The organism is Streptococcus infantis, from assembly GCF_000963255.1.
GTDB classification, from domain to species: Bacteria; Bacillota; Bacilli; order Lactobacillales; family Streptococcaceae; genus Streptococcus; species Streptococcus nidrosiense.
Genome location: NZ_JYOV01000009.1, coordinates 46,250 through 64,380, shown reverse-complemented (window position 1 = coordinate 64,380; position 18,131 = coordinate 46,250). Strand labels below are relative to the sequence as shown.

General features: G+C 40.5%; 10 protein-coding genes and 2 pseudogenes. 1 reads left to right on the top strand and 11 read right to left on the bottom strand.

Annotation, left to right across the window (positions count from 1 at the left end):
• Positions 1–63 precede the first annotated feature (63 nt).
• From pgdA to TZ96_RS03410, 7 genes are all read right to left on the bottom strand, one after another.
• Complete coding sequence (gene pgdA / locus TZ96_RS03440; RefSeq protein ID WP_045762898.1) at positions 64–1,455, bottom strand: peptidoglycan-N-acetylglucosamine deacetylase PgdA; 1,392 nt, start codon at positions 1,453–1,455, stop codon at positions 64–66.
• A gap of 262 nt (positions 1,456–1,717) precedes the next feature.
• The gene (gene ezrA / locus TZ96_RS03435) at positions 1,718–3,445 is read right to left on the bottom strand and encodes a septation ring formation regulator EzrA (protein ID WP_045762897.1); all 1,728 of its coding nucleotides are present in this window, start codon (positions 3,443–3,445) and stop codon (positions 1,718–1,720) included.
• Between the two features lie 81 nt (positions 3,446–3,526).
• Positions 3,527–5,473, bottom strand: coding sequence for a DNA topoisomerase (ATP-hydrolyzing) subunit B (gene gyrB, locus TZ96_RS03430; RefSeq protein ID WP_045762896.1), 1,947 nt, complete (start codon positions 5,471–5,473; stop codon positions 3,527–3,529).
• A gap of 14 nt (positions 5,474–5,487) precedes the next feature.
• On the bottom strand, positions 5,488–6,051 hold the full coding sequence (locus TZ96_RS03425; protein WP_045762925.1) for an HAD-IA family hydrolase: 564 nt from the start codon (positions 6,049–6,051) through the stop codon (positions 5,488–5,490).
• A 105-nt stretch (positions 6,052–6,156) separates the two neighbouring features.
• Positions 6,157–6,708, bottom strand: coding sequence for a DJ-1 family glyoxalase III (locus TZ96_RS03420; protein ID WP_045762895.1), 552 nt, complete (start codon positions 6,706–6,708; stop codon positions 6,157–6,159).
• Between the two features lie 10 nt (positions 6,709–6,718).
• The gene (locus tag TZ96_RS03415) at positions 6,719–7,942 is read right to left on the bottom strand and encodes an FtsW/RodA/SpoVE family cell cycle protein (RefSeq protein WP_045762894.1); all 1,224 of its coding nucleotides are present in this window, start codon (positions 7,940–7,942) and stop codon (positions 6,719–6,721) included.
• A gap of 32 nt (positions 7,943–7,974) precedes the next feature.
• Positions 7,975–10,428 (bottom strand): bifunctional DnaQ family exonuclease/ATP-dependent helicase, encoded by a 2,454-nt coding sequence (locus TZ96_RS03410; protein ID WP_198921488.1) that lies wholly within the window; start codon positions 10,426–10,428, stop codon positions 7,975–7,977.
• Between the two features lie 118 nt (positions 10,429–10,546).
• Between TZ96_RS03410 and TZ96_RS03405 the strand changes: the two genes are divergently transcribed.
• Positions 10,547–10,732 carry a hypothetical protein gene (locus TZ96_RS03405; RefSeq protein WP_045762893.1) on the top strand — a complete coding sequence of 62 codons (186 nt, stop codon included), beginning with the start codon at positions 10,547–10,549 and terminating at the stop codon, positions 10,730–10,732.
• A 23-nt stretch (positions 10,733–10,755) separates the two neighbouring features.
• On the opposite strand, the gene TZ96_RS03400 is transcribed toward TZ96_RS03405, so the two are convergent.
• From TZ96_RS03400 to TZ96_RS11105, 4 genes and pseudogenes are all read right to left on the bottom strand, one after another.
• Positions 10,756–11,604 carry an NAD(P)H-hydrate dehydratase gene (locus TZ96_RS03400; RefSeq protein ID WP_045762892.1) on the bottom strand — a complete coding sequence of 283 codons (849 nt, stop codon included), beginning with the start codon at positions 11,602–11,604 and terminating at the stop codon, positions 10,756–10,758.
• A 3-nt stretch (positions 11,605–11,607) separates the two neighbouring features.
• Positions 11,608–12,432, bottom strand: a complete 825-nt coding sequence (locus tag TZ96_RS03395) for a hypothetical protein (protein WP_045762891.1) — start codon at positions 12,430–12,432, stop codon at positions 11,608–11,610.
• Positions 12,433–12,559: 127 nt separating this feature from the next.
• A pseudogene (locus TZ96_RS03390) lies at positions 12,560–17,638 on the bottom strand (SIALI-17 repeat-containing surface protein); the annotation flags it as partial.
• Between the two features lie 294 nt (positions 17,639–17,932).
• A pseudogene (locus TZ96_RS11105) lies at positions 17,933–18,001 on the bottom strand (YSIRK-type signal peptide-containing protein); the annotation flags it as partial.
• Positions 18,002–18,131: the final 130 nt, after the last annotated feature.

Here is an 18,131-nt window from a genome sequence, read left to right as displayed (position 1 = left end):
CCCTACTTGTCAAGATTAAAACTATCTTTTTTTAATTTTTTTAAATATTTGCCTACTGTGAACTTACTGGTTACGAGAATAGTAAATCTCATGTGGCTTCAAACGAGTGTTGAGTAGATCTGATACAGTCACAAAACTATATCCTTGTTCCTGTAGATACTCAATTACTTTTGGTAGTGAATTAACAGATGTTTGATGGATATCATGCATTAAAATGATAGATCCATTGCTTACCTGACGCTGAATTTCTGTCAAAATCGCTGCTTCATTTTTACTCTTCCAATCCAAACTATCCACATCCCACATGATAAAGCTTAAATCAAGGCTATTGCGAATATCATCTGAGATTGCTCCGTATGGTGGACGCATCAATTTAGAGCTTTTCCCAAGAACTTTTGTAATAGCATCTTCGGTATCTGTAAGCTGTTTCTTAGCGTCTTCCAATGACAGTTTTGTTAAAACCGGGTGATTCCAACTATGGTTTCCAACTTCATGACCTTCAGACTGCATACGTTTAAGAATCGACTCATTACCTGCAATATTCTTTCCTTGTACAAAGAAGGTTGCTTTGATCTTATACTTGGCTAGAATATCTAAAGCTTGTGGTGTTGTATTTCCATCTGGTCCATCATCAAAGGTAAGAGCTACTACTTTTTTATTTTTCTCACCCTGAGCCTTCTTATAAAGTTCTACATCCTTTTCAGTTAGATAGGACGATTGGATAACATCAAAGAAGTCTGAAATAGGCAAAGCTATTTCTTCTACATTATTGGTTGCTTTGATTGGATAAAGAACCAATTGACTATCTTTGTATGCAAACTTCCAAGATGATAAATCGCTAGCTGTAAAATCGGCTATTACTTGATCAACAAGAGTTTGTTCAATCTTTTTATCTTGGAGCGTTGACTTGATATCCTCAAGAAACTTCTCTTTAGCTTTGCTAGCATCTGTAAAGAGCTGATCTAATGTAAACAGGGTCCCATCTTCCTTAAGATAAAGCTGATCTAATGAGGTATTTTCTAATTCCACAACAGTAGAATCACTCAGGTCATAGGCCTGTTTTTTTACAAGATGGCTCTCCACACCTTTGATGGAAGAAGAATCTTTTTCAGAGTAGTAAAAAATCAAATGTTCTTTATCTTCTACCTTATCCGTAATATCTTTTACAATGATATCCTGAACAGAGGTAATCACCTTGTCCCCCGTCATAGGATAGTAGGTGATGATTTCTGCCTGCCCCTTACGAAAATGATCTTTCTGACTTCCTTGTGAATAGGAATCATCTTTTTCTTTTTTCAGTGCTTCAATTTTTTGCTCAAAAGCTTGCTTGGTCAAGACTTTATAAGCAATACCAGCACCTAATGTTAAGATTGTGAAGAATAGAAGCCCCACAATAATCCACAAATTTCTTCTCTTCTTGTCGTTTGCTTTACGGTTTGTTCTTTTTTTTGTCATAGTTTTATCATATCAAATCAGGCCTATAATTTCAATGATAAATAGGAAAATGTCCATTTTTTCAAAAAAGATAGGTAAAAGAAAGAGGTTGGGAAAAAAGATCCCTACCTCACTTTTTATTTACAATCAAACTTTGATGCGGTAGCTGATTGGACTTTTTGTTCGTCTTTTAGGCTCCAAAAACTCCTAATCATCTTCGCGGGTCTGGGACTACGAAATCGAGACTTTGTCTACCGATTTCTGTCCCACCGCCTTTTCTTAATTAAAATCGAATGATTTCTCTTGTTTTTTCATATGAGGAAACAAAGCGATTTGTTACCCCTGGTTCAGCAACTTCCAAAGCTTGGGAAATCTTTTCGAAAGATGCTTGATAATCAAAGGCATTTTCAAAGATTTCTAAAGATTCATGGAAGGCTTGTTGAATCCCTTCATCAAATGATCTGTAGCGATTAGAATATTGAAGCAATTGCTCTGTCAAGGTTGCATATTGCACAATACTGTAAGTTTCTGTTTCCAAAACTTCCATATCATGTGATGCGATTTCTAGGATACGATTAACAGACTCAATGTTGACTTGTGACTGTTCCAACTCTGCCATCAAATCCTCAGTACTATGGCTAGCAGCAAAGAACAATTTCAAGAAGTTCTGTGGGATTCCTGGAAGATTTCTCTTTTCCATGTAGCGCTTGATTGTGTGGAGACGATTTACGTAAACATTCGCCTTTTGACGAGCATTAACATCATCTTTTTCAATCTGTACTAAACGTTCGCTCACTGAAACTTGATCATCTTCAATTTCTTTTAATGTAGCTTGAACATTTTCTAAACGTTCTTCCAATACAGAGTAAGCTTCTGAATATTCCTCTTGTTCTGAAGTCAAATCGCTAACTGTAAGTTCTAGGGAATCCAAATCCACTTGAAGACGACGAACATGATTGACATCACTCTCAGCCATCAAGTAGGTCTTGCTCAAACGCTCGATATCTTTCACCAAGACTTGGTTGTTGTCTTTTAAATGGTCAAGATAAGTTGGAAGTGTTGACAACAAGTTTTCAACAACTTTTTGAGAAGCAATCTCTCGTGTAAAAATATTATAGAGAGCATTGATTTCTTCTTGAATCTGATTATTTTCATATTCAGCATTGTCCAATTCCAATTTTTTAATATTTTCTTGGTTGTTCTTCAATGCTTCATACAACAACTGCAAACGAGATTCAATATCAGTTTCTACAAAGTGATAGTTAGCATCAAGCAACTTACGATAGCCAGCCTCTAGATCTTCAAGTTGATCAGGGAGTTCAATCGTTAGTTCAGTAACAATTGCTGGAATTCTCTCTACGATATGTGTCAAAGCGAGAATATGGTTTTCAGCATTATCCAAAATTCCTGCTGCTTCAACTGGATCTCCTGAGGAGTTTAGAGTCACAAATTGAGAAAATTCAGATTGGATGTTCTCCAATTGTTTTTCAATTTCAGGAAGTGCTTGACCATATTTCTCAGAATCTTCTGCGACTGTTTTTTGCAAGCTTTCAAATAAATCTAAAGCATGCAAGACACGACCACTATTTTTTGATTCTTGTTTTTCGAGATCTGCCAAAGCATTTCGAATAGAAGCAATATCTTCTTCGATAAGGGTAATCTGGCTTTCAATTTGATCAATTTTGTGTTGAGCTTTCAAGAAGCGAAATGAATTATTGTACCCTTCTGCTTCAAACAAATTATTCTCAATATCTGCAAATGAGTTGAGTGATAGGTCTACCCATTTTTGATTCCACTCTCTAAATGCAATCTGACTTTGACCAATCAGATGCATATTCTTAACAGCTTCTACTTCATCGTTAACTGGAAGGTTATACAACTCTTCCTTTCTTTCTTCTAATACTGCGAGCCTCTTTTCATTGCGTTTGCGTAACAAAACTGCCACAACATATGCAATAATCAGAAGAGCCGCGATTGCAATCATAGTAATAATCAACAGATTATCAGACATATCAAACTCCTTTTTATACATGAAACAATTGTAATGATTATATCATATTTTTCAAACCATGGGAACTATTTCCCAATTTTTTTAAACGTCAAGCGTACTGTAGACCGCATTTTCTTCGATAAATTCTCGACGTGGTTCTACACGGTCACCCATGAGCATATCAAAGATTTTATCTGCTTCTGCAGCATCATCAACTGATACACGCGCCATGAGACGATGGTCTGGGTTCATGGTTGTTTCCCAAAGTTGATGGTCATCCATTTCTCCAAGACCTTTATAACGCTGAATAGTTGGTTTTGAACGTCCTTCACTATAGCGAGCTAAGGCTTCCTGTAGACGGATTTCTTGATCTGCTCCTGGTTGGATGTATTCTTTAATTTCACTGCCGACCTTAACACCATAAATCGGTGGCTGAGCGATATAAACATAACCTGCTTCTAAAACGGGTTTCATATAACGATAAATCAAGGTTAACAAGAGGGTACGGATGTGAGCTCCATCGACATCGGCATCCGTCATGATAACGAGTTTTTGGTAACGAGCCTTGCTGACATCAAATTCAGCACCAAAGCCTGTTCCCATAGCTGTGAAAAGGCTACGGATTTCTTCATTGGCAAGGATTTTATCCATGCTGGCCTTTTCAACGTTGAGGATTTTACCGCGAATCGGTAAAATCGCTTGGAATTCACGGTCACGACCAGACTTTGCAGAACCTCCCGCTGAATCTCCTTCGACGATGAAAAGTTCAGTTTCAGCTGGATTGTTTGAAGAACAGTCTGCCAATTTCCCTGGAAGGTTTGAAATCTCTAAACCAGATTTCTTCCGAGTAACCTCACGCGCACGCTTGGCTGCTACACGCGCCTTAGCTGCCAAAATCCCTTTTTCAACAATCCGCTTAGCAATCTGTGGATTTTCCATTAGGAAGTCTGAAAATGCTTCACTAAAGAGGCGATTGGTGATCTTGACAACTTCACTATTTCCAAGTTTAGTTTTCGTTTGTCCTTCAAACTGAGGATTTGGATGTTTAACAGAGATAACGGCAGTCAATCCTTCACGAACATCCTCACCTGTTAGATTATCTTCATTATCTTTTAGCAATTTGTTTTTACGAGCGTAGTCATTAATAACACGAGTTAAGGCTGTACGGAAACCTTGTTCATGTGTTCCACCTTCATGTGTATGAATGTTATTGGCGAAACTCATGACATTTTCATGGTAACCAGTTGTATATTGCATGGCTACTTCAACTGTGATGTCATCCATTTCTCCATCTGTGTAGATTGGCGTATCAAAGATGACATCTTTGTTTTCATTGATATACTCAACGTAACTCGCAATCCCACCTTCGTAGTGGTAGTGTCTTGTTTGTTCAAGTCCCTCACGTTTGTCAGTGATAGAGATTTGAAGGCCACGGTTCAAAAAAGCTAGCTCCTGAATCCGCTTGTTTAATTTATCAAAATCAAAAGTTGTTGTTTCTGTAAAAATCTCTGGATCTGGCGTGAAGTGTACTGTTGTACCTGTTTTATCTGTATCTCCAATCACCTCAAGGTCAGCAACAACATGTCCACGACGGTATTCTTGGTAATGAATCTTTCCGTTTTTATGAACACGAACATCCAACTGAGTTGAGAGGGCATTTACAACCGATGAACCTACACCGTGGAGTCCACCTGAAACCTTGTAACCGCCACCGCCAAATTTACCTCCAGCGTGAAGAACGGTAAAGACAGTTTCAACGGCAGGACGGCCTGTCTTTTCTTGAATATCAACAGGGATACCACGTCCATCATCAACAACCGTGATAGAGTCATCTGGCTCAATAAAGACCTGAATATGACTAGCAAATCCCGCCAAGGCCTCATCGATAGAGTTATCAACGATTTCCCAGACTAGGTGGTGAAGGCCTTCTTTTGAAGTCGATCCGATATACATTCCAGGACGCATACGAACGGCTTCCAGACCTTCCAAAACTTGAATCTGACTGGCATCATAATCCTGTGCCTGTTGGTTTTTGATTTCTTCTGTCATTTTTTCCCTTTTTCTTAAATTTCTAATACTTGTCTCAATGTCACGATATTTTCAAATAGATGCGTCGCAAAGCCTGCTGCTTGTCCAGCTTCAATATCGATAGGACGGTCACCAATAACGATACCAGAGCTTATCTTGTACTTATCTCGCAAATAGATCATAGACTCTGGATTTGGTTTTCTCTTAAAACCAGAGCTAGCTGTTACTACTTCTGTAAAATAGCCAGCAATACCTGTCTTCTCAAGAATATCCAAAACTTGGTCATTGCGATGAGAAACCAAAAAGTTCCGTCCTCCCTGGTCTGAGATTTCCTCCAATAAAGCAGGTACTCCCTCAAACAAGGCAGGATGTTCAAGCTCTCGCGCTTCGTTTTCCTTGTATTTTTCTAAAAAATGCTCTATTGTTGGGGCAAATTGGTCAATCGCAAAAGCAGTTGATACTTTCAAGGCATTGTAAACTTTATCATGTTCTTCTTCGATTCCAAATTGAGCTAATGTTTCCACAAAAGCCGCGGTCGAAGTCTCATAATTATCAAGTAAAGTTCCACCTAAATCCCAGATGTAATCGTGATATTTCATACCCTTCATTATAGCATTTTTTTATCAAAAAAGCGACGATTTCCTTCTATTTTAACAGTAAAAAACGAGAAGAATCCCCTAATTGATAGATTCCTCTCGTTTTAGTTAATCTATTCCAAACACATCACGATAGAGCATGGCTTCTCTCAAAGCATTTGCATCTCCACCAAGTTGTTCTACTAAGTTATAAGCAAAGGCTAGGGCAGTTGCTGGACCGCGACTGGTAGTCAGCTGACCATCAACAACTACTGTTTCCTTGCGATAGTGACCATCAGCAATTTGCTCTTGGACACCATCATAGCAGGTGAACTCTTTGTCCTTGAGGAGACCGGCTCGATTCAGTACAATTGGTGCTGCACAAATGGCTGCTACTTTTTTACCAACTTGGTCAAATTTTTGAAGTTCAGCAATCAATTGCTCATTATCACGCAAGTGAGCTGAACCTGGCATACCTCCTGGTAAGACAATCATGTCGTACTCAGATAAATCACCATCAAACACACGATCTGCTTGTACTTGGATGGCATGTGATCCCGTCACTCGAGCTTCAAAGCCAACCATATGACAAGCAATATGGGCACGACGTAATACGTCCACAACTGTTAGGGCTTCGATTTCTTCAAAACCATCTGCTAAGATAACTGCTACTTTAGCCATGATTTACTCCTTATTTAACTTTTTTCAAAACAACTTTCTTCCGTTTAAATCTTGTCTTACCGCTCTTTTCTTCGGCTAGATGCGTTTGATAACTCATCGATAGAAGCAAACCAACACCAATCAGATTACTGATAATGGCTGATCCCCCTTGGGAAATGAATGGCAAAGGAATCCCTGTCAAAGGAAGGAGGCCTGTCACTGCACCAATATTTTCAAAGATATGGAACAAGAGCATCATAATGAAGCCAGTTGAAATGTAGGTATAAAATTGATTATTGGACTTCAGAGTGATTTTTAGCATTCGATAGATAAGTAGAAGATAAAGTGTAATTACAAGGACAGATCCGATAAAACCAAAATCTTCTGCAATAACTGTAAAAATCATATCACTCTCACGAACGGGAATGAGGAGATTGGATACATTAAATCCTTGACCAAATAATCCTCCACTTCCGATGGCAATTTGCCCTTGGGCCTGTTGATAGGTGGTCGTTTGTGCATAATCAAAGGGATTGAGCCAAGCAAGGATACGGTTGATCTGATAGGTTGGCATCCCGATCTGATGCATGAAAGCACGCCCATCTTTTGTGATGAAAATTGCCAAAAATCCTGCAATTCCTGATACAACTGTCGCAAAAATTGGAATGATAATTTTCCAAGAAACGCCAGAGAGCAAGACGAGTCCAGCAAAGATGGCGACAAAAACCAAGGCCGTTCCTAAGTCACTCTGCAAGGCCAGTAAAACTAAGACTGGCAGTGTGAAGACAATCAACCACAATATCAAGTGAAAGTCTAATGCAATCGTACGTTCTTTTTCCTTATGTTTTTGTGTGAATTGGACAATGACCCGGGCCAAGATTAAAATATAGGAAATTTTCATGAATTCGGAAGGTTGGAAAAGTGTCACTCCTCCAATTGACACCCAGTTTTTAGCCCCTGTTGCCGCCACCAAATTGGGATTGTAAAAAATCAAGGGTAAAACCATAAGGACTAGACCTAGGGCGTAGAGATAGGGAGTCGATTGCCATAAAAATTTTGTATTAAAAAACATGACTACAAAGCTGATGATAATTCCCAAGACGATCCATGCTAGTTGCTGACCGAGAATAGGCCAAATATTATGTGGATAGTCATGACTGACAGCTATGTAAATAGCCACAACTCCAATCACCAGCAAACAGAATACTGGTAAAATCAAACTATAATCGACCCGAGAGTCGAGAGAACGTTTCATAAAGGTCTCCTTCATTCTTTCAGATGTTTATTTTATTTTTTGTGTAAAAATTCTTGAACTTTTGAGAATACTTGCTCTTTGCCAACCTCTCTCACTCGACTAGTCTGTGACAAGGCCTTGCTAATCTGCTTTCCATATCGTTTGCTTGTCATTCGGCTATCCAAGATAAGGACAGATGATCGCTGTCCAAGACGACGCATGGTTCTACCAATCGCTTGTTTGAGGCGAATAATAGCCATCGGTAGTTGATAGTCATAGAAAGGATTTTTCCCTTCAAGACGCAGTTCCTGATTCATTTTTTTCGTAAAGGGATCTTCTGGATTTTGGAAGGGCAAGCGTGTCACCACTTCAATCACTCGAGAATGAGTCGCAAAATCAACTCCCTCCCAAAAACTACCTGTCCCTAGTAAGAGTTGAGAGTCTCCTCTTTCAAATCGTTTCTTGAGTTGAGCCGGATCTCCGTTCTTATACTGAGCTAGATGAGAAAGAGATAGAGAGTCTGATACCTGCAACAAAAGGTCTTTTGAAGTAAATAAAACGAGCATGGGTTCCTCAAGATAGGACAAATCTTCCAGCACTTCTACGAGAGCTTGAGCATAGTCTTCTTGGGAGGTTTCTGTCACCAATGGAAAATCCTTGACGACCAAGATTTCTTGATTTTCTTGAAAATTCTCATCCAATTTGTCAAAGGCTGCATGTGGGAATCCCATTAGTTCTGGTAAAGTTACTCTACTACTAATTTCCAAGGTTGCAGAGACAGCTAAGAGTTGACAAGTCTCTGGAAAAATCTGTGAAAAGAGCAGACGTTGATTGCGACTTGAAGAAATGACAACCTTCTTGTTAGACAAGTCTGAGGCTGATAGCCAAAATTCTCCATCAGTGCAGAAAAATCGCTGATAGTCCTGGAAACCTTGAACGTCTAGCTCAGAGAAATCCTGTTGGAGTTGTGCCATGGTTGTCGCAGGGCACATTCTACGCTTACCAGATAGGAACTGATCCATCAAGTGACAAAGCTCAAAGCGAATATTCTCCATCAAGCGTCTTTGAAGCGTCCCTTTTTCTCGAACTAGGGCTTGATCTAGTTTGTCTACTATGTCGTTTAAAACGAAACTCTTCTGCGAAAGATTTTCCAAAGTTAATAAGATCTTCTGAGCCTCATCCAAGATCAAGAGACGGCCCTCTAGTAGACTGGGATCATCCTCAAGTCGGGTAACGAGATAAGCATGATTGGTCACAAGTAGCTGGCAAGAGCGAGCTTTTTTCTGCCCCCGTCTCCAAAAATCCTCTAGCCAAAAGAGAGAAGCTTTGGGAAGGTTCCCATCATGTATCAAGTTTGGTAAAAACTGCTGGTAGCGATAGAGCTGACCAATCTCATCTAAATCTCCAGTTTCTGTTTCGGTCAACCAAACTAGAAGTTGCATCTTGAAACGTGTGTACAAGCGATTGGACTCTTCTTCCTCTAGCGCTGCATGAAAGGCATCTAGTTTTAGATAGTTCTGTGGTCCTTTAAGACTATGAATCGAAAGGTGGAAGACCTCTTCCAATCTACGAGCCTCTTCTTGCATGACTTGATTTTGTAGAACTTTAGTAGGAACACTGAGGAGGATTCCTTTTTCGTTTTCCAACGCTAAAGCCGGCAACAAATAGCCGTAGGTTTTTCCAATTCCAGTCTGAGCTTGCACAAAGGAAATTTTCTCATTCTGTAGAAAATCTTGAACCTTTTGAGCAAAGCTAGCTTGCGGGGTTCTATCTTCCAAATCCAACAAGGCAATATTGGTTTGGAAATCTTTTGATAGTTTTCGTGGAGAAAGGGCTGGCTTTTCTTTTCTTAAAAATAAACCTTGCACCTCTACCAAGTCATGTTCAACTAGGATGGACTGCTTCTGATAAACTTCCTCAATGACCAGATAAGACTCATATAATAGACCATCTGACAAACTTAACAAGCGTTCCAACAAGCCTTTTGGCAATTGAAACATTTTTTGTCGCATACAGAGAAAGAGTTCTGCTGTTGCTTGAGCATCTGATAGGGCCGTATGGGCTTTTTCTAGTGAAATACCCAACTCTTGACAGAGAATCCCCAGGTTATACTTTTCAAGCTGAGGATAAAAAACCTGAGCCAACTCGACTGTATCGATACGGGGACTGCGCAATTCATAGCCCTCAAAAAAGAGAAATTCTGCCAACAAATTAGCATCGAACTGGACATTGTGCGCAACAAAAACACCGTCCTTGACCAAGTCAAAAATTTTTCCAGCCACCTGAGAAAACTCTGGTGCCTCTGCTAGTCGCTGATCGGTCAAACCCGTTAATTCTTTGATATGAGAATCCAAGGGTTCGTGGGGATTAACATCCGTGGCATATTGGTCAACAATCTCGCCATTTTCAATGACCACGATTCCTACTTGGATAATTTTTGCCTTGCTTCCGGTACTGGTCGCTTCTAAATCCACGACAACATACCGATCATTTCTAAAATTCATCATTAAAAATTATATCAAAATTTACAGCATTTGACATCCATGAACTTTATTGGAAGGGTCAAGTTTCTTGCAAGTTTTTTCAAAAAATGATTGAATAGAAGTGTAGAAAAGGAGTGACATCATGAACCCATTAGATTTGTTTAATCAAGTAAAAGAGCTAATCGAGAAAAAAGATTTGGCTGCCGCAAAAACCTTTGTCGAAGAAAATAAGGACCAACTCGGTGAGTATCTTAACCAAGCACAAGCTTTGGTTTCAGGCTCAGAAGGACTTAACGGTCTTGTAAATAAGGTCAAAGGCCTCTTCTAATAGTCAAAAGGCACCTGAAAACCTCAGGTGTCTTTTTGTATTTTCTTCATAAAGGCTGGGATATGTTGACTGATCGTGGTTGGCAGAACTACAAAATTGTCCTCAGCCAGTTCTTGGGCAATTGCTGAATGTAAATAGGTCGCTACTGTCACTCTTTCATAGAGACTTGCTTGGGGAAATTGACCTGCAAAACCGGCAATCATCCCAGCTAAGGTATCTCCCATTCCCCCAGTCGCTTGATAGGGACCTCCAACTTCCAGCTGATAAAAATCAGTTTGATCAGCTTGCCAGATTCGAGTAGCTGGACCTTTTTGAACCAAAATCGTTCCTGAAGGAAATCTCATCAAAGCCTCTCCTGTTTCCTCAGCTCCTTGAGAAGTCAATTCTAATCCTGACAAGACTTGCCATTCCCTTTGGTGAGGCGTTAAAACAAGCTGAGCTTTAGGAAATTTCATTCCCGTCTTAGCAAAAATGGATAAGGCTCCGCCATCCAGTATGATAGTCTGGTCTTGATTTAAATGATGAAAGACTGTTTGGAGTAGCTTTTCTCCACGCTTATCATCCACTAGTCCAGGTCCAACTAAGACAACATTCGCTTTCTCTAACTGTTGTTCAAGTAATTGCTTATCTTCAAGAGCAAAAGCCATAGCCTCTGGCATATGGCTATGTAGAGCTGGAATATTCTCTTTATCCGTTGCTACTGTCACCAAGCCTGCGCCACTTCTAACAGCACCTAAGGCAGCCATAATAATCGCTCCCCCATAGGGATAAGTCCCTCCAATCAAGAGAAGACGACCGTAGTCGCCCTTATGACTAGAACGAGGACGCTCAATGATAACTTTTTTCAGTAGAGCTTGATCAATCTCTTTCATACACTACTCCTTCAACTTATCCTTACCATGCAGTACTTGATTAACCTTAGTATTCCAAGCCTGTAACCCTTCTCCTTCATAGTCTAGGTAAATCACTCTATCTTGTAATTGACAAGGAATCAAACCTTCAAAACAAGCCTTATCTTTTGACGGGATGATACACAAATGTAGAAAGGTATCCAAATCTAAACTATCTTTTACCTTCGCAACATGATAGCCATCAAATATATAACCTGGTGCTTGAATCAATTCTTCATACAGAAAATGAAAACTAACGCCAGGAATGAACTTTTCTTGTAATTCCTCCTCAGACGGTGCCCGTCCTAACAAACGCTCCATAGAGAGTCGGTAACCCGAAGTCGTATTAGACCATCCGAACATGATATAGTCAAAATAGTCTGCTGGATCAGAAGCTGCATTACGACTATCTGTAACTAGCTCAGCCCCACTTTTACCAAATACTTTTACCGCCGACATGAGTTTTCCAGTCTGAAAAATAGCCTGAGCCACCTCAACTGTACAAGTATGACTACAATAATTGGAAGTAACCAACTTCCTCTGGATATCATAGGTAGAAGCTACAAGGCGATGACTTGGTCTGTAGGGAGGAAAATAGCTATGGTCTTGCAAATAATCATGAATTTGTATATTTAATTCATGATTCTCACATTCCACAATGGTCTGATGATGATGGTCCTGTTCGTAAGCAATAAACTTTGCTAGCTTCTCCAATTCCCATTCTTTAATCTGAGAATAGTTTTCAAGAGCAAATTGATACATCCCATCCCACTGGAGACTAAAATCTGCATTACAAACTTTTACAATCATGGTCCTTCTCCTCACATTCTCTTACTTTCATTATACACCTCACTACCCAATTAATAAAGGAGAAGACTATGCTATCTTCTCCTTCTTTTATAATGATTAGCTTTTTCAGAGCTATGAGTTATCAACCTTACTTTTCTTTACGTTTAACTGTTAGTAGAGCTACTGATAAAACAAGACTGAGACTTGCTAGGAAGGCAGCTGTATCAGATCGACTTTCACCGGTTTCTGGAAGTCTTGCTGAATCTACTTTCTCTGAAGCATTTTCAAAGTTTTCTCCATTAACTGCTGGTTCTTGATCTGATGCTACTTGTTCTTGATTTTGTTCTTTATAGACAATCGCATAAAGTCCTAGATCTTTGGTTGTAAATTCAACCATGTCACCTACTAACGTCACCTTTTGAATCTGCAAGCCTTGGTCTAAGCTCATGTGATAAACCTCTTGAACCTGACCCTTGACTGGCAATCTCACTAGGACAGCACCCTTGAGTTCAACTTCTTGGTTATCCTTATCTAGCAATTTCACTTGATAAGCATCGTAGTGCTTACCAGCTAATTCTTGGCGTAGAACCTTTTGCACTTGAAGCTTGAGGTCTTTAGGTAACTCTTTAGTTAGCCCTGCTACCAGAACTCCAGTTTCCTTATCAGACAAGATTTGAACCTCTTCGGCTGGTTTAACAAGACTTGGTGCAGCCTCATTTCCTGTTGTAGCTACTGTTCCTGTATATTCTGGTAACTCGTTTTTAGCGGCTTCTACTGCATTGACACCACCCTTGAATTCTGGGATTTCTACTACTGGAGCTGGTTCGTCGCCTACTGTGCCAACTGCCTCTGTGTATTCTGGCAATTCATTCTTAGCCGCTTCTACTGCATTGACACCACCCTCAAATTCTGGGATTTCTACTACCGGAGCTGGTTCGTCACCTACTGTGCCAACTGCCTCTGTGTATTCTGGCAACTCGTTTTTAGCGGCTTCTACTGCATTGACACCACCCTCAAATTCTGGAACATCTACTACTGGAGCTGTATCCTCACCTGCTGTGCCAACTGCCTCTGTGTATTCTGGCAACTCATGCTTAGCGGCTTCTACTGCATTGACACCACCTTCAAATTCTGGCACTTCTACCACTGGAGCTGGTTCGTCGCCTTTACTTATTGTCGGTTCTGGATCGTTTTCCACTTCTTGATAGAAGGTAGTCATTTCGTAGAACTCTGGTTCTCCACCTTCCCAGGAAACTTTTACATCGAGAATCCGTGGATTTTTTCCTGAAAGGGCAAAGGTTTGGAAACTTGATCTTACTTCACCCAAATTTTCCCAGACTGATTCACCAGCATCATTCAAGGTACGAACTTGGACATTTACTTTTGCACCTTCTGGCAAGTCAGCAATCAAGCGAACATGATTGACCTTGGTTTCTTCAGATAAATGATAAACAAGCTCTCCTTTTTCTTCAGTAGCTGCATAGCTTGTCAAGACATTTCCGTCAGTCATATTTTTCTTCAGGTTATCCGCTTCTTCGCTACCAGTTCCTGTCACTGTAGGATTATTTTCAGGATTGATAAATTCACCATCATTAATCACGATTTCGCTAAATCCTACAAAACGAGCATTATAATCCGCTGTAAAAAGAACACGCATAAACTTAGCAGTTACAGGTTGATCCAGAACACCTTCGATATAACGATTTCCTGGGTTGGCAGAATCATGTGTCCAGCCGTCGGTCAATGAATTATCACGAATTTCATTTTCCACACCATCTCCGACTGTTACAACATCCGTCCAATTCTTACCATCTTCACTGACTTGAATCTTCCCATCACGCAAATAATTACGCTGAGCATCCTGAATATAGGCACGAATCTTCTTGATGTGACGAGTTGTGCCTAGTTTCATGACAATTTCCCCGTTTTTACGTTGGTAATCAGAAAATTCTACAAAATTATTAAAGTCCCCATCAAACAGTTGACCTAAATTGTGAATGCGACGAACATCATTAGCACCATAATATTGGTGAATCCCCATAGTGGTTGATAAGAGTTCCGTTGGGTCCACTTCTTTTGTCTTAACGACTAATTTTCCAGTAGGAAGCGCTTGGTCCTTATCTGTCTTGTTCACGATGCGAACGTAGCGTACCAAGGCGTGTTCTGGAAGTTGGTCAGCGCTCATCCATTCCAATTCATTTGCTGAATATTCCAGTGTCAAACCTGTTTCACCTACACCTTCAAGTGCAATTGAACTAGCTTCATGGAGTCGATCCAATTTCAAGCCAAGATAGCCATTTGCTGGAAGATGATTCCCTTGAGGTAAGGTCATTTCATAACGACCACGACTGTCCACTACTGGCGTTTCCTTCAGGCTGTCGACATTGGTGACGGTCAAATCAGTATTTGGTGTATCAACGTCAACTCTAAAGTCCGCAATTCTCCACCATTTGCTGAGAAGCTGTGTATTACGAACACGAACGTATTGGGCTGTGAAGTTTTGGCTAATATCTGAAATTCGATCCCCAGCTAAGGTCTGAAGTGTCTTCCAGTTTGTACCGTCTGTAGAATATTCGATGACACCAGCTGCTAGTTTGTCACCTTCCCCTTGAACTAGATGAACATGTTTCACTTTCTTAGCTCCACCCAAGTCCATTTGAACCCAAGCATTTTCTGGAGTCACATTTGTTTGATTGGCATGAGCCATCATAGATTCGGTGTTATCTTTGCCATCTTGCATTTGAAGCACACTGGTTCCATACTTGTAAACCAGATTTGGACTAAGGGTAATGGTTCCTTTTACCTTCTTGCTTCCAAGTTCGAGCGGTCTATTGACGGCAATCTCACGCATGGCAAGCCAAGCATTATCTTTCTTAGCAGTGGCACGCATGCGAACTGCTTGTGCCGTAATATCAAGATTAGTAAATTCAAGCGTACGTTCTCTACCTGTGTAGGCTGGACTTGTGAGAGCTACCCAGTCGCCCTGTTCGTTTTGATATTCCACAAGGGCATTTCCGAAAGTATAATTATCGGCTGTCTTTGTTCCTGTAGCAAAACCTAGTGTATGGACCTTAATGGCTTTATTGAAACGAAGACCTACATAATCATCTCGTTCAATAACGGTTGTCGTCTTGACAATCGCATGAGTATCCAAGTCGCCATCTGTTACTTCTGCAAGACCTCCTTCAATCCCCGCACGGTTGGTAATAAAGGTGGTCACAAGTTTATCTGGATGCAGCATGGTCTGGATATGTGTTGCCAAGTATTCCTTTAAGTTATTGATAAATGGACGAATATGTTGCACTCCAAACTCTGCCCGTTCATAATGGTCTACATAGAAGAAAGAGTAACTAATAGACTGATCGTAATACTTAACCCCAGCATAGTAATGCTCCCATACTTTAGCATCATTCTTTTCAGCCAGACCTTCTGTCGCTGTCAGCAAGGCTTCTAAAGCATCCATCTGATCCACTGTATTGTCTAACCAGTAGTGGATTTGGTCAATAAGCTTCTTGTCCCCTTTTTCTTTCAGAAGGAGGGCGTCAGCCTTCAAGTTTGCAAAGATACCCTTTAATTCTTTTCTCTCTGCGTCTACGTTTTGACCAGTCTTCAATTTGTTATAAAAGTCTGTCAATTTAGGTGCAAGCTCAACAGATTCTTCCAATTTTGTGACATGTGGAGGACGGTTTTGGTTGCGCATATGCTTGCCAAGTTCACGAAAGGCTTTTGATACTTCGCTTTCTTCAAAGTTTCCATTGACCACATAGTTAAAGGCTACATCATTGATTTTTTCAGCTTCTTCCGCACTTCTCCATTGCTTCCAACCATACTGAGCCACATCAAAGAGGGCTACCTTTGAAGCTTCGGATTGTTGCATCGGATTTAGCATAATGCCCTGAGCCAAGGACAAATCAACATTGGGATGTAAGAATTTTTCACCACCACCTAGAATCAAGTGTTGCTTGGTATTATCATTACAAGGCCAGTTAATCCAGAAATGAATCGGACGATACTTCTTGCCACCTTCTGTCAAATTCTTCTTCAAATTTGTTAGGAAGGTTTGGTCAACTGCACCCCATACCTTACCCCCTGTTAGGGTTAAATGAACCGTTTCTGGAAGGCGTTCATTGAGCGTACGAAGTTCATCTTCTGTCCCTTGTCCCATATACCAGGCTGGAACGAAAATCATATCTTTACGAAGGTCACTGTATTTTGTTTCTTGTTCAGTTAGCCAATTTGTCAGGTCGGTCATTAACCGAACATAACTATTGTAGCCACCAACAGGCCAGGCCGCATCATCAGCTAGAACCCCAAATTCACGCACACCTGCATCTAACAATTGGGTGAATTTCTCTTTGATGACATCTAAATCCTGTTTATATAATTCATCCGTGTCAAAACGCATCTTATTATGCATAAATGGATGGATAGTCCATACATAGCGAGTCTTTGTTTCATTCCCCACACGAGCTAGATCACGAATCTCTGCCATTTTTTCTTCTGGATAGAGTTCACGCCATTTAGCATTGTGATAGGGATCGTCTTTTGGCGCAAAAAAGTACTGAGTTAGCTTTAAGTCGCCACCATAGCGCATCAGCTCTTCACGGTTTTCTTTGGTCCAAGGATTTCCATAATAGCCTTCGATAAAGCCACGATTCTTCACTTCTGCGTAGTCTTCTACGGTCACATCTCGAAGAACTGGGACAGGACTCTCCTTCAGCATCTGTTTCAAGGTTGTTAGTCCAAAGAAGACAGCATCGGTATCCTTTCCGACAAAAGAAATCTTATTGGCCTTCACGCGCAAGACATAGGCATCAATTTTATCGTATAATTCAGACGAAATATCTTGAACTTCTTTTTCTGCCAGAGGAGCTTTCCCACGCACTCCAAGGAAAATGTTGGTTGCCCCTTCTGTAGCTTTTGTACTGGTAGTGTAAGACACATTACTAGCTTGGAGAACTTCTTTGGCACGGTTACGTGTATAGATATCTAAGCCATCGCTAAAGACAAGGTTTACCTTTCCTTCTAGAGCAGTAACACCATCGCCATAAGTAACCTTTTGAGGTCTTGGAAATACCGTATATTCCTTTTTAGCTACTTGATTTTTGGCGGCATCAATTTCTGCTTTACTTGCAGGTTTATCTGCTGTAAATGAAGCAGCTTTCTCCACCGTTCCATTTACTTCAGCTGGTTTCGTAGGTTCTGTTACTGCATTGGTTTCAGTAGGAGCTACTTCAGTAGAAGCATTTTCTACGGTTGTTACTCCCTTCTCTACTGTAGAATTTTTAGTTTCTACTGGTTTTGAAGAAGTTTCTTCGGGAGCTTGGGACTTAGTAGCTACCTCTTCCACTTTAGTCTCTGAAACAAAGTTTGCCTCTGCACTTTTAATAGCGCCTACCAAATCTGGTGATAACTTATCCTCTGGTGGAAGCTGTGTAAGACTTGTTTCTGCTTCCTGCAAAGTCTCTGTCTCTGCCGCTTGTACCATACTAGCTCCAAAGATACTCGCACCTACCATAACAGAGGCTGCTCCTATTGCAAATTTTCGAATGCTATAATGACAACGTTTCTCAAAAAATTGATGATCCATCTTTCTTCTATTCCTTTCCTCCAACCACTCATCTAAGCGGTTTCATCCCTATTTTAAAAAATGGAGAGAACCAAGAGGTCCTCTCCATATGGTTGTAGCATTTTTCGATCCTATCCACTGGGATAGTCCA